At 55.6% G+C, this 13,934-nt stretch carries 7 protein-coding genes; 3 read left to right on the plus strand and 4 right to left on the minus strand.

The features are described 5' to 3' along the window. Positions 1-32: 32 nt before the first annotated feature. The gene (gene apbE, locus FEM41_RS22110; RefSeq protein WP_138098500.1) at positions 33-1,076 is read right to left on the minus strand and encodes an FAD:protein FMN transferase ApbE; all 1,044 of its coding nucleotides are present in this window, start codon (positions 1,074-1,076) and stop codon (positions 33-35) included. Positions 1,077-1,211: 135 nt separating this feature from the next. Continuing rightward, on the minus strand, positions 1,212-2,312 hold the full coding sequence (locus FEM41_RS22115) for a porin OmpC (protein WP_138098502.1): 1,101 nt from the start codon (positions 2,310-2,312) through the stop codon (positions 1,212-1,214). Between the two features lie 999 nt (positions 2,313-3,311). On the opposite strand from FEM41_RS22115, the gene rcsD reads away from it, so the two are divergent. Together rcsD and rcsB are read left to right on the plus strand one after the other, a co-directional pair. Continuing rightward, complete coding sequence (gene rcsD / locus FEM41_RS22120; protein WP_138098504.1) at positions 3,312-5,984, plus strand: phosphotransferase RcsD; 2,673 nt, start codon at positions 3,312-3,314, stop codon at positions 5,982-5,984. A 21-nt stretch (positions 5,985-6,005) separates the two neighbouring features. Further along, positions 6,006-6,656, plus strand: coding sequence for a response regulator transcription factor RcsB (gene rcsB / locus FEM41_RS22125; protein WP_138098506.1), 651 nt, complete (start codon positions 6,006-6,008; stop codon positions 6,654-6,656). A 42-nt stretch (positions 6,657-6,698) separates the two neighbouring features. Here rcsB and rcsC read toward each other — a convergent pair whose 3' ends face one another. Then, positions 6,699-9,542 carry a two-component system sensor histidine kinase RcsC gene (gene rcsC, locus FEM41_RS22130; protein ID WP_138098508.1) on the minus strand — a complete coding sequence of 948 codons (2,844 nt, stop codon included), beginning with the start codon at positions 9,540-9,542 and terminating at the stop codon, positions 6,699-6,701. 244 nt (positions 9,543-9,786) lie between these two features. Between rcsC and FEM41_RS22135 the strand changes: the two genes are divergently transcribed. Continuing rightward, complete coding sequence (locus FEM41_RS22135) at positions 9,787-11,109, plus strand: TIGR00366 family protein (protein WP_138098510.1); 1,323 nt, start codon at positions 9,787-9,789, stop codon at positions 11,107-11,109. A gap of 62 nt (positions 11,110-11,171) precedes the next feature. On the opposite strand, the gene gyrA is transcribed toward FEM41_RS22135, so the two are convergent. Continuing rightward, entirely contained in the window at positions 11,172-13,814 is a 2,643-nt protein-coding gene (gene gyrA, locus FEM41_RS22140; RefSeq protein ID WP_138098512.1) for a DNA topoisomerase (ATP-hydrolyzing) subunit A, read from the minus strand. Between the last annotated feature and the right edge of the window lie 120 nt (positions 13,815-13,934).

Consider the following 13,934-nt stretch of genomic DNA (forward strand, 5'->3'; position numbering starts at 1 on the left):
CCACTAAAAACCCGGTTTCTTGCTTTTTAATTTTATTCGCTCAGCAGGAAAGTTTTAAACTGCGGCGACATCCAGGTAGAGAATCCCTTTTCCTCTTTGACAATCAGATAAACCGCCAGCCCCTCTTTCTGCGCGACCTGCTTTGCTTTCTCGGTGCCCAGCACCATCAACCCGGTGTCCCAGCCGTCGGCTTCCAGCGCCGTCGGCGCAATGACCGTGGCCGACACCAGCTTATGCTGAATCGGGCGGCCGGTGGTGGGATCGATCACATGGGAAATCCGTTTACCGTCCAGCTCATAGTAGTTGCGATAGCTGCCGGAAGTGCTGATTCCGTGACCGTTGAGATCGACAACCGCCTGAGCGGCGTTCTCTTTATCGGTCGGTTTCTGAATTGCGACCCGCCATGACCGCCCTTCCGGGTTAGTGCCCCGGGTCACGACCGCTCCGCCCACCGAAACCAGATAGCGGCTGATGCCCTGTTGTTCCATCAGGCGCGCCAGATGATCGGCGGCATAGCCTTCACCGACGGTGGAGAGATCCACATAGAGTTCCGGCAGATCCTTCTGTAGCCACTGTCGGCCTGACGCGTTAATCACCTTCAGGTGGTTAAGGCCGGTTTGCGCCCGGGCGGCGTCAATCTGCGTCTGAGTCGGCGTCTGTACCGGCTGCTTATCCGGGCCGAATCCCCACAGATTCACCAACGGGCCGACGGTCACATCCATGGCGCCATCGGTCTTAGCCCCGATACGCAGCGACAGCGTGACGATATCGCTCATCGCTTCATCCACCGGCCAGGGGGCGATGGATCGCGACTGATTAAAGCGCGACAGGGCCGAGTCCGGCTTCCAGGTCGAGAGCAGCCGATCGTCGGCATCCAGCTGGGCCTGGATTTTCTGGCGCAGTTCCGCGCCGCGCCCCGGCTTAACGTCGGCCAGACTGGCACGCCAGTAAGTCCCCATGGTTTTACCTTCCAGCACCAGCCCTTTCGATGCCGTTTTTTGCGGCGCGTTGTCGCAGCCCGCCACCAGCGCTACGGCCGCCACCAGCAGCGCGCGTCGCATCAGCGTCAGATCCATTTTTCTTTCCTCTGGTTACATGCGCAAGCAAGGGTACAACAAAAGCGGTTCGTTGTGGCAGTCGGCGGTCGGTGGTTTAGCTAACAGATAAAAAAAGGGCCCCGAAGGACCCTCTGGTGACGCGCAAATGTTTTTTTAGAACTGGTAAACCATACCCAGCGCAACGATGTCGTCGGTACCAATACCCGCGGCACGGGTAAAGTCGTTGCTGTCGATCAGGTTGATTTTGTAATCCACGAAGGTGGAGAAGTTTTTGTTGAAGTAGTAGGTTGCGCCCACATCCACGTATTTCACGAGATCCTGGTCGCCCCAGCCTTCAATGTCCTTACCTTTCGACTGCAGGTAGGCAATAGACGGACGCAGACCGAAGTCGAACTGGTACTGAGCAACCACTTCAAAGTTCTGCGCTTTGTTAGCAAAGCCGTAGATATCATTATCACGACCACCGAAGCGGGCAGTGTTGTAGTTCTGGGTGTACATGGCCGCCAGGTAGATGTTGTTGGCGTCGTACTTAATACCACCGGTGTAGGCTTCAGCATGGTCGCCGTTGCCATAAGGAGTCAGGTTGTTTTGATCCCAGGTGCGCTTGGAGGAGGACATGGCGCCACCGATGGCGAAGCCAGAGCCCAGATCGTAGGTCGCAGACAGACCGTAACCGTCACCGTTCTGCTTCTGCAGTTTACGACCATCGAAGTCTTCACCGCGGGCGCTGCCGTTTTTACCCTGATACTGCAGGGCAAAGTTCAGACCGTCCACCAGGCCGAAGAAGTCGCTGTTACGGTAGGTCAGAACGCCGTTAGCACGGGACATCAGGAAGTTATCAGAACCGTAAGTGTCACCGCCAAATTCCGGCAGTACGTCGGTCCAGGCGCCAATATCATAGATAACACCGTAGTTACGGCCATAGTCCAGAGAGCCGGCGTCACCTACGCGCAGACCGGCAAAGGCCACACGGGTCCAGGCATCATTAGAATCTTCATCGGTATTACCCTGAATCTGATATTCCCACTGACCATAGCCGGTTACCTGGTCGTTAACCTGGGTTTCGCCTTTGAAGCCGATACGCATATAGGTCTGATCGCCATCAGCACCGTCGTCATCGGAGAAGTAGTGTTCAGCGTCGACTTTCCCGTAAAGATCCAGCTTGTTTCCGTCTTTATTGTAGATTTCGGCCGCGTGCGCGGTACCTGCTACCAGCAGAGCTGGAACCAGCAGGGACAGAACTTTCAGTTTCATTATATTAACCCTCTGTTATATGCCTTTTTTACCCTCATTCCTGGCGACATCTCAGCGCGCCCCCCAATCGCAAAACCGTAAAGGGCGACCGGGTATTGCGAGCCCCCCTCAGAGGCCCGGCGCTGTGCAGCTGGCTTTTTTCATCGCTTTAAAGCCGATTTGTGAATGCCTGCCGCACGATGCAAACCAAATAATTCAGGTAATTTGCCACTGCTTGCTGATTACCCTCATAATCAGCCGGCAACCCATTGTGTAAAACAAATACGGAATAATCCAATGGGATTATGATACTAAAACTTTTTAGATGTTTCGGTCTGCACCACAGATGTAACTAAATGTAAATTACGGGGAACTTTTTTTCCGCACATTAAGCAAAAAACAGCGCATCAAAGGTTAAGAAAGCCCTGCAATAACAGGCAACAGATACTTCTCATCCCAGTAGAGAAAGGGTTAAGCACTGATTGTCAAAACAGTGACGCCATTCAAATATAGAATCACTGTCGCTATCATCATTAACTTTATTTATTACCGTCATTCAGTTCTGAATGTCCGTTTATCCCTATTTAAACCGGATCTTCGATCCGGTTTTTTTTATTTCCTCTTTACTTAAATTTACCTTTATTTATGTTAACAAGGTTACACCTGTCGCAAAACCCAGAAATTGTTTAAACTTCAATCAATGTCTTATTGAGATAAACTGCATCCAAATTAATTACTCGAGTTAAATATTTCCTTTTGGTTTATTACGCCAGTCTAAAAAATGACGCCCTTTCACTGTCTCATCATCTCATCGGGCCGCCAGTTTTTCATCATTGCCAGCGCTGTCTCGCGCTATTATTCGCCCGTTTTTTGTGATATTTCGCGCCGTCGGCGCCCTGATTGGCGATGACGCCAGCCCCTTTTCCCGGTATGCTTTTGGCATTTGCGCGGTCTGTTGCGCGCCATTGATATCTTCATCCACTAACCAACGGCCAGGGGCCGCAGGATTACACCGGAATAATGAGTCAATCTGACGCTATGAGCCCCAATAAATTTTCCCTTATGCCGGGCAGCATTACCCGCTTCTTTCTGCTATTGATCATCGTCCTTCTGGTCTCTATGGGAGTGATGGTTCAGAGCTCCGTTAACGCCTGGCTGAAGAGTAAAAGTTATCAGGTCGCCGATATCACCCGGGCGCTGCATAAGCGGGTCGATACCTGGCGCTACGCCACATGGCAAATCTACGACAATATCGCCACGCCGCCCTCTTCCGGCGAAGGCAGCGATAATTTGCAGGAAACCCGTCTGCGTCAGGATGTCTGGTATCTGGAAAAGCCGCGCCGTAAGACGGAAGCACTGATTTTCGGCTCCCATGACAGCACTACACTGGAGATGACCCAGCGTATCTCCAGCTATCTCGATACCCTGTGGGGCGCAGAATCTACCCCCTGGTCGATGTACTACCTTAATGGCCAGGACAACAGTTTGATCCTGGTATCCACGCTGCCGCTTAAGGATCTCTCCACCGGGCTAAAAGAGTCCGGCGTCAGCAGTATTGTCGATTCACGACGGGCCGAAATGCTCCAGCAGGCTAACGCCCTGGACGAACGCGAAAGCTTTTCGCCGCTGCGTCGTCTGGCATGGCAGAACGGCTACTACTTTACGCTGCGCACCACCTTTAACCAGCCGGGCCACCTGGCAACGGTGGTGGCCTTCGATCTACCAATCAACGATCTGATCCCGCCGGGCATGCCGCTGGAAAACTTCCGGCTGGACCCGGATGATGACGCCGTCAGCGCCAGCGGACAGGAGAAAGAGGCCAGGGACAGCGTAGCCGTCACCTTTAATGGCACCCGGCTGGAAATTGTGGCCCCGCTGACCAGCACCCACCTGAAGCTGGTCTGGCAGGTTCCCTTCGGTTCACTGTTAACCGACACCCTGCAGAACATCTTATTGCCCCTGCTGCTGAATATCGGCCTGCTGGCACTGGCGCTATTCGGTTACACCACCTTCCGCAACCCGGCGCCGCGCCAGGAAGAGAGCAGCGCCGCCAGCGGCGAACTGCAAACCCTGCGGGCGCTCAATGAAGAGATCGTCGCCCAGCTTCCTCTCGGGTTACTGGCCTGGGACCCGGAATCCCGCCGCACGCTAATCAGCAACCCGACGGCCGATCATCTGTTGCCCCATTTGAACCTGCAGAACATTGCCTCTATGGCGGATCAGCATCAGGGGGTGATTCAGGCGACGGTCAACAACGAGCTTTACGAAATTCGCCTGTTCCGCAGCCAGATAGCCCCTCGCCTGCAGATCTTTGTGATTCGCGATCAGGACAAAGAGATTCTGGTGAACAAGAAACTGCGCCAGGCTCAGTTGCTGTATGAACGCAACCAGAGCGGACGCGCAGAGTTTATGAAGCACATCAGCAACGCGCTGAAGCGCCCGGTAAATCAGCTGGCGGATAAGGCAGCGATGCTTGCCGATGAACCACGCCGCGCTCTGGTGGATGATGCTCAACGCCTGGTGCGGCTGGTCGACGAAATTCAACTGGCGACGCTGCTGGAAGATGGCGGCTGGAAGCCGCATAACCAAAGTTTTACCCTGCAATCGTTGATTGATGATGTAGTGCCGGAAGTACTGCCTGCCATTCGCCGCAAAGGGCTACAGCTGTTGACCAATAACTGCCTGGCGGCAAACGACGAGCGGCACGGCGATCGCGAAGCCCTGCGTCAGATCCTGCTGATGCTGCTGCAATATGCCATCGTCACCACTCCTATCGGCAAGATTACTCTGGAGATCAGCGCCGAAGAGGGCTCAGAAGACCGCCTCCTGTTCCGGGTGATGGACACCGGGGAAGGGATCGCACGCGGCGAGATCGACAATCTGCACTTTCCGTTCCGCAATGCGACCAGCGAAGATGATTTCGACACGGCCGACGGCCTGACCTTCTGGCTGTGTAACCAACTGGCGCGCCAGTTGGACGGGCATCTCAATATTAAAACCCGGGAAGGACTGGGCACCCGTTACAGTCTGCACGTCAGCATGCCCCAACAGCTCAGCGAAACCACGGAAGAGCAGGATGAAGGCCTGCTGGACGATGTGATAGCCCTGGTGGACATCACGGCGAACGAGGTCCGCAACATCGTGGTACGTAAGCTGGAAAGCTGGGGCGCCACCTGCGTCACGCCAGATGAAAAAACGACCAGTCAAGACTTTGATCTCTTTTTGACTGATAATCCGTCTAATCTTACAGATTCAGGCATACTTTTAAGCGATGATGAGCCAGGAATGCGGAAACTCGGCCCAGGCCAGTACCGCGTTAACTTTAATATTAGTCATGCCATGCAGGAAGCAGTGCTACAACTAATAGAAGAGCAACTGGCACAGGAAACCGTAACTGAAACGGCATCGCCCATCAGCGATGAAAGCGCTCAACTCCACGCCAGTGGCTATTACGCGCTCTTTGTCGATACAGTACCGGATGATGTAAAGAGGCTGTATACTGAGTCAGCAACGGACGATTTTGCTTCGCTGGCACAGACGGCTCACCGCCTTAAAGGGGTGTTTGCCATGCTTAATCTGGTACCCGGCAAGCAGTTATGTGAAACGCTGGAACATCATATTCGTGAGAAAGATGCGCCGGCCATAGAGAAATGTATCAGCGAGATTGACAGTTATGTCAAAAGTTTGCTGTAGCATAGCAAGGTAGCCTATTACATGAACAACATGAACGTAATTATTGCCGACGATCATCCGATCGTACTGTTTGGCATCCGCAAGTCTCTTGAGCAGATTGAGTGGGTGAACGTTGTCGGTGAGTTTGAAGATTCCACAGCTTTAATCAACAACCTGCCGAAACTTGACGCGCATGTGCTGATCACCGATCTCTCCATGCCGGGCGATAAATATGGCGATGGCATTACGCTCATTAAGTACATCAAGCGCCACTTCCCTAATCTTTCGATCATCGTTCTGACGATGAACAACAACCCGGCTATTCTCAGCGCCGTGCTGGATCTGGATATCGAAGGGATCGTCCTTAAGCAAGGCGCCCCGACCGATCTGCCGAAGGCTCTGGCCGCGCTGCAAAAAGGGAAGAAGTTTACCCCGGAGAGCGTTTCCCGCCTGCTGGAAAAAATCAGCGCCGGCGGCTATGGCGACAAGCGTCTCTCTCCGAAGGAGAGCGAGGTACTGCGCCTGTTCGCCGAGGGCTTCCTGGTCACGGAGATTGCCCGCAAGCTGAACCGCAGTATTAAAACCATCAGTAGCCAGAAGAAATCGGCCATGATGAAGCTGGGCGTTGATAACGACATCGCCCTGCTGAACTATCTCTCTTCGGTCAGCCTGACGCCCGCCGATAAAGAGTAACAACATGCTCCGGTAAAAAAGCTCTCCTTACGGAGAGCTTTTTTATTCCCGGGTACTACGCACCCGCTCAGCATAAAGCGCCAGGGTCTGCCTGATAATATCCAGCGTCACCGGCTTCGACAGGCAGCTATCCATTCCCGACTCAATGCAGCGCTGCTTCTCTTCCGCCAGCGCATTCGCCGTTACCCCAACCACCGGCAGCGTCAACCCCAGCTGGCGAATTCGCTGAGTCAGACGATAGCCGTCCATATTGGGCATATTGACGTCGCTGAGGACGATATCGATATGGTTCTTGCTCAAAACATTCAGCGCATCCACCCCGTCGTTAGCGGTCAGACACGGATAGCCCAGCAAGGCCAGCTGATCCGCCAGCAGGCGGCGGTTAATCGGATGATCGTCCACCACCAGAATCATCATATCGTCATTCTGCTCGCGAATGGTATCCGGTGCCGGTAGCTCCGGCGCCCCCCCCTCGTGCTGCACCTCTACGCTAAAGATACGGCCCAACAGCGCAACCAGTTCATGGGGCGAGGAGACGCTGTGAATCCAGCAGCCCGGGACACGCTCCAGCGGCGCGCCAATATGGCGCCGACAGAAGACCACCTGCGCCCTGCCCGCCCACTGATTATGCGGATCGTCGTCCACCAGTAGCACGTCCTCTTCGCCCGGCGTTTCGCCGTTATAGCGCTGGACCGGAATGCCGTGGCGTCCGAGCAGTCGCTCCAGATAGTGGTACAGTGAAGCGTTGCGCACCGCCAGCCAGCAACAGCTCTTTTCCAGTGCCTCAATGCCCTCTGGCATCAAAAAGCGCGCGTCATACAGCGGAATACGGATGGTGAACTGACTGCCAATGCCAGGCTCTGAATCCACCGCGATATCACCATCCATCATGCCGACCAGTTTTTCACAAATCGCCAGCCCCAGACCGGTTCCCTGGAAGTTGCGCTGTACGCCGGTACCCACCTGGAAGAAGGGGTCGAACAGACGCACCACCTCTTTAGCGGCGATTCCCAACCCGGTATCGCGAACCCGGAAACGCAGATAGCAGTCATCCACCGAGACGTGAAGAATAATGCAGCCCACGTCGGTAAACTTGATTGCGTTACTTAACAGATTGGAGATCACCTGCTGCAGACGCATCGGGTCACCACGCAGCACCAGCGGGACATCCGGTTCAATAAAGCAGTAGAGCCCGAGCTGCTTACGCACCACCAGCGGCAGATAGTTGGCCGTCACGTGGCTCATCACCTCACGCGGCGAAAACTCGCGCGGTTCGATCTTCAACTGCTCCGATTCGATTTTGGAGAAGTCGAGGATATCGCTGATAATTTTCAGTAGCAGGCTGGAGGAGTTATTCATCGCCGTGACCAGCCGATCGACCCCTTTCGGCAGCTCCCGGGTCTGTAACAGATCCAGGTTACCGATAATACCGTACAGCGGGGTACGCAGTTCGTGGCTGACCGTCGCCAGGAACATCGACTTCGACTGACTGGCCTGCTCCGCCGCCTGGGCCATCTCCTGCAGGGATTCTTCCATCTTCACGCGGGCGCTGACGTCTACCAGCACGCAGATCGCCACATTCTCGTTGCGATAGCGCGAATGTACGAAGCTTATCTGTAGATTGGTACTGTCGCTGGTCAGCACGTCCACGAAGTTGACCTGCTGGCCGCAGATAATCTGGGTCAGGCGCTGCCTGTCTTCTGGCGTCAGCATATTCAGGTAGTTGTGAGCCAGCTCGTTACTGATGATATTGGTGCCGTCCTGGGTACGCAAAATGCAGATCCCCACCGGCGCCGAGGCGACGATCTTACGGTTAAACTGTTCGTGCTCTTCCAGACGCTGGGCGTCGGATTCCGCCGGAATAAAGATCCGCCGCTCGTACAGGCGGGCCAGGGTAAAGAGTACGATCCCCACCAGCACATTGAGCAGCACCGCATTCAGAATCAGCATCCGGATGCGCTCCAGCACCATATCCACCGGCACCGAATAGATCACGCTCAGTGAAGAAGGTGGCAGATTCTTTTTCAGGATCAGCTCTTTAAAGCCGGAGGTATAGCCAAACCAGGCGCGCTCCTGCACCCAGCGGCTGTCTGGCACAATAGCGCTATCGCCGGTGAGTGAAAACAGCGGATGACCGTTTTCATCCAGTACGGTAACCCCCATCGGCAGACTGCCCGGCGTAAAGAAGTTTTCCATCCGGATGGTCTGCTCCACGCCCAGCAGCGCCTGCAGGCGGTTCGCCAGATAAACCGGCGTCAGAGTATAGAAATAGCCGATCCCCGGGCGCGGTCCCTGGCTTATCCAGTACAGACTGTTGGACTGTTCATTTTGCGGGGTATTACGATACTTCAGCACCTTATCGTGCAGGGATTTCAGCGCCCCTTCGCGCTCCAGTGGCAAGTTTCGTAGCCCGAAATCCGCCATGCACTGGCTGTCGCCGCCGACCAGAAATACCCGATTAAGATCGTAAGCGGCCGAAAAATTTTCCCGCCAGTAGCGCAGGAACCAGGCCAACGACTGCAGCGAACCACGCCAGGTGTTGCCCAGCGCCGAGCAGTCAGAATCCGCAAACAGCGGCACAAAATTGGGCGTCTGAACGGTTTCATCGTCGCTGTTGTGGAGCGGCGGCTGCCGGGCGCCTTCCAGACGGTTTTCGGTAATGTATTTCAGTTCCTTCATGACATCCGAGGTGCGCTGGATATAGCGCTGGGCCTGATCGAAGCTCAGATTAAATTCGCGGCGAATCTCCGACTCTTTCTCATGCAGCGCATTCACGATGTAAAATACCGAGAACAGCGCGATCAGTAACCAGAGCAGCAGCGCCAGCGCGCGAAACAGATAGCGAGAAACTTTCAGCGTGGTGCGAAAGGAGACAAAATATTTCAAAGCGGCCCCGGCGTCCTTAATACCTCTGGAGGAATGCGGATAAGGTATCCGCAAACGCCTTCTCCCGCAACGCCAGGACTCCCATTCCTGTGGCCGATTTACTTTGCCGCCTGTCGACAAAGCCCGCCTGAATCACACAATTAATAAAACAGTCTTTAACCATTAATTAACATTTACCACGCTGCATCCCATACGTGGCCCGCAGTCAGGCGCCGCTTTTCAGCAAACTGACAGGAGAAACCTGATGCCCGGGCGTATTTCATACCTGATGACGCGTCTGGTCAGCCGCTGGCTGCCCGATCCGCTCATTTTCGCCATGCTGTTAACCCTGCAGGTCTTTGGGCTGGCGCTATGGCTGACCCCCGTCACACCGGTTTCGCTGGTAGGCATGTGGGGCGACGGTTTCTGGAATCTGCTGGAGTTCAGCATGCAGATGGCGCTGATTGTAGTGACCGGCCACGCGCTGGCCAGCTCCGGCCCGGTCAGGCGCCTGTTGCGCAGCACCGCATCGCTGGCAAAAACGCCGACCCAGGGTGTGATGCTGGTCACCTTCTTCGGCTCCGTCGCCTGTATCATCAACTGGGGATTCGGACTGGTGGTCGGCGCCATGTTCGCCCGGGAAGTCGCGCGGCGGGTAGCGGGTTCCCATTATCCGTTGCTGATCGCCTGCGCCTATATCGGTTTTCTGACCTGGGGCGGCGGTTTTTCCGGTTCGATGCCGCTGCTGGCGGCAACACCCGGTAATCCGGTGGAGCACATCGTCGGCCTGATACCGGTCAGTCAGACGCTGTTTACCGGTTTTAATCTGTTTATCACCCTGGCACTGATTGTGGTGATGCCGCTGGTGACCCGGATGATGATGCCCGCGCCGCACCAGGTGGTAACCATCGATCCCGAACTGCTGCGTGAAGAGGCCCCGACCCGCAAGACCCTGGCTACCGACGCGACTCCTGCCGAACGTCTGGAAGAGAGCCGCCTGCTGGCGCTGATTATCGGCGCGCTCGGTATCGCCTTTCTGGTTATCTGGTTTATCGGCCACGGCTTTAACATCACGATCGACACCGTCAATCTGATGTTTATGATTGCCGGACTGCTGCTGCACGGCACGCCAATGGCCTATATGCGTGCCGCCGTCGTGGCGGCGCGCAGCACTGCCGGGATCCTGATTCAGTTCCCCTTCTATGCCGGTATTCAACTGATGATGGAACACTCCGGCCTCGGCGGCCTGATTACCGAATTTTTTATTCGGATCTCCAGTCAGGACACCTTTCCACTGATGACCTTTTTTAGCTCGGCATTAATCAATTTCGCGGTACCTTCCGGCGGCGGCCACTGGGTGATTCAGGGCCCCTTTGTGATGCAGGCCGCTCAGGAGCTGGGCGCTGATATGGGCAAATCAGTAATGGCTATCGCCTATGGAGAACAGTGGATGAATATGGCTCAGCCATTCTGGGCGCTGCCTGCGCTGGCCATTGCCGGGCTGGGAGTGCGCGATATCATGGGGTTCTGTATGACCGCCCTGCTCTTCTCAGCGCCGCTCTTTATTATCGGCCTGCTGCTGTTCTGAACGCGCGTATAAAAAAAACCGGCCAGGTCTCCCCGGCCGGTTTATCACGTCAACTAAACCAATCAGGCGTTATCATCGCCTTCGGCATCAGCGTCATCATCGCTGTCGGTTTCCGGCGCGATTTCATCTTCGCCTTCCGCCACGCTACCGTCGATAGCGTCCAGCTCTTCGTCATCCACCGGCTCAGCCACGCGCTGCAGACCCACTACGTTTTCATCTTCCGCGGTACGGATCAGAATCACGCCCTGGGTATTACGGCCCACGATGCTCACTTCGGAAACCCGGGTACGCACCAGGGTACCGGCATCGGTGATCATCATGATCTGGTCGCAGTCATCCACCTGAACCGCGCCCACCACGTGACCGTTACGCTCGGTCACCTTGATAGAGATAACCCCCTGAGTGGCGCGGGACTTGGTCGGATACTCGCTCACGGCAGTACGCTTACCGTAGCCGTTCTGCGTGACGGTCAGGATAGCCCCTTCGCCGCGCGGAACAATCAGCGATACCACACGGTCGCCTTCGGCAAGCTTAATGCCGCGTACGCCGGTAGCGGTACGACCCATGGCGCGCACGGCGTCTTCTTTAAAGCGCACCACTTTACCGTGAGCGGAGAGCAGCATCACTTCGTCGCTGCCATCGGTCAGGTTCACGCCAATCAGTTCGTCGCCATCGTTCAGATTCACGGCGATGATACCGGCACTACGCGGACGGCTGAACTCGGTCAGGGCAGTTTTCTTCACGGTACCGCTGGCGGTTGCCATAAAGACGTTGACCCCTTCCTCGTATTCACGCACCGGCAGAATGGCGGTAATACGTTCGTCCGCTTCCAGCGGCAGCAGGTTGACGATAGGTCGACCACGGGCACCGCGGCTGGCTTCCGGTAGCTGATAGACCTTCATCCAGTACAGACGACCGCGGCTGGAGAAGCAGAGGATGGTGTCGTGGGTGTTGGCCACCAGCAGCCTGTCGATAAAGTCCTCTTCCTTTATACGGGCAGCAGATTTGCCCTTACCGCCGCGACGCTGAGCTTCGTAATCGGTAAGCGGCTGATACTTCACATAGCCCTGATGAGACAGGGTGACGACCACATCTTCCTGGCTTATCAGGTCTTCGATGTTGATGTCGGCGCTGTTGGCGGTGATTTCGGTACGGCGGTTGTCGCCGAACTGATCGCGAATCAGCTCCAGCTCTTCACGAATCACTTCCATCAGGCGCTCGGCACTGCCAAGGATGTGCAGCAGTTCGGCAATCTGTTCCAGCAGCTCTTTATATTCGTCGAGCAGCTTTTCGTGCTCCAGGCCGGTCAGTTTCTGCAGACGCAGATCCAGAATCGCCTGAGCCTGCTGTTCGGTCAGATGATATTTACCGTCACGAATACCATATTCCGGCTCCAGCCATTCGGGGCGTGCCGCGTCGTCGCCAGCGCGCTCCAGCATGGCGGAGACATTACCCAGATCCCAGGCTTTCGCGATAAGACCCGCTTTGGCTTCGGCCGGGTTCGGCGCCCGGCGAATCAGTTCGATGATCGGGTCGATATTGGCCAGGGCGATCGCCAGACCTTCCAGGATATGCGCACGATCGCGGGCCTTACGCAGTTCGAAAATGGTACGGCGGGTCACCACTTCGCGGCGGTGACGGACGAAGGCTTCCAGTATCTCCTTCAGGGCCATGATCTTCGGCTGACCGTGGTGCAGCGCGACCATGTTGATCCCGAAAGAGACCTGAAGCTGAGTCTGGGAGTAAAGGTTGTTCAGCACCACTTCACCCACGGCATCGCGTTTCACTTCAATAACGATGCGCATCCCGTCTTTATCGGATTCGTCGCGCAGGGCGCTGATCCCTTCGACGCGCTTATCTTTTACCAGTTCGGCGATCTTTTCGATCAGGCGCGCTTTGTTAACCTGGTAGGGAATCTCGTGAACGATGATGGTTTCACGCCCGGTTTTCGCGTCGGTTTCCACTTCCGCGCGCGCGCGAATGTAGATCTTACCGCGACCGGTACGGTAGGCCTCTTCGATCCCGCGGCGGCCGTTGATAATGGCGGCGGTGGGAAAGTCCGGCCCGGGGATGTGCTCCATCAGCCCTTCAACGCTGATGTCTTCATCATCTATATAGGCCAGGCAGCCGTTAATGACTTCGGTCAGGTTGTGAGGCGGAATGTTGGTCGCCATCCCCACCGCGATACCGGAAGAGCCGTTAACCAGCAGGTTAGGGATCTTAGTCGGCATCACATCAGGAATTTTCTCGGTACCGTCGTAGTTATCCACGTAGTCGACGGTATCTTTTTCCAGATCGGCCATCAGCTCATGGGCGATCTTCGCCAGGCGAATCTCGGTATAACGCATCGCTGCCGCGGAGTCGCCGTCAATGGAGCCGAAGTTACCCTGGCCATCGACCAGGGTATAGCGCAGGGAGAAAGGCTGCGCCATACGAACAATGGTGTCATAAACAGCGGAATCGCCGTGGGGATGGTATTTACCGATTACGTCACCAACGACACGGGCCGACTTTTTGTAGGCTTTGTTCCAGTCATTTCCCAGTACGTTCATGGCGTACAGGACGCGACGGTGAACCGGTTTGAGGCCATCGCGGACGTCCGGCAGTGCACGGCCAACAATGACCGACATCGCGTAGTCCAGGTAAGAGTTCTTAAGCTCTTCCTCAATATTGACCGGTGTAATTTCTCTGGCAAGGTCGCTCATGTAACCGCTATCCCTCTGTTGTATCCCGGATTTAAAGGTCAAAAATTATAACACAGCCCTGGCGGCTCAGGTAAGCAGGATAGCGCTCTCCCGGCGCTTTATTCAGGCGCCCGGCCTGAT

This window comes from Jejubacter calystegiae, assembly GCF_005671395.1.
GTDB classification, from domain to species: Bacteria; Pseudomonadota; Gammaproteobacteria; order Enterobacterales; family Enterobacteriaceae; genus Jejubacter; species Jejubacter calystegiae.

Excerpts from the sequence above, each read along its gene's own strand:
- FEM41_RS22115 (WP_138098502.1), bottom strand. The coding sequence starts at position 2,312 with ATGAAACTGAAAGTTCTGTCCCTGCTGGTTCCAGCTCTGCTGGTAGCA.
- apbE (WP_138098500.1), bottom strand. The coding sequence starts at position 1,076 with ATGGATCTGACGCTGATGCGACGCGCGCTGCTGGTGGCGGCCGTAGCG.
- rcsB (WP_138098506.1), top strand. The coding sequence starts at position 6,006 with ATGAACAACATGAACGTAATTATTGCCGACGATCATCCGATCGTACTG.
- FEM41_RS22135 (WP_138098510.1), top strand. The coding sequence starts at position 9,787 with ATGCCCGGGCGTATTTCATACCTGATGACGCGTCTGGTCAGCCGCTGG.
- gyrA (WP_138098512.1), bottom strand. The coding sequence starts at position 13,814 with ATGAGCGACCTTGCCAGAGAAATTACACCGGTCAATATTGAGGAAGAG.
- rcsD (WP_138098504.1), top strand. The coding sequence starts at position 3,312 with ATGAGTCAATCTGACGCTATGAGCCCCAATAAATTTTCCCTTATGCCG.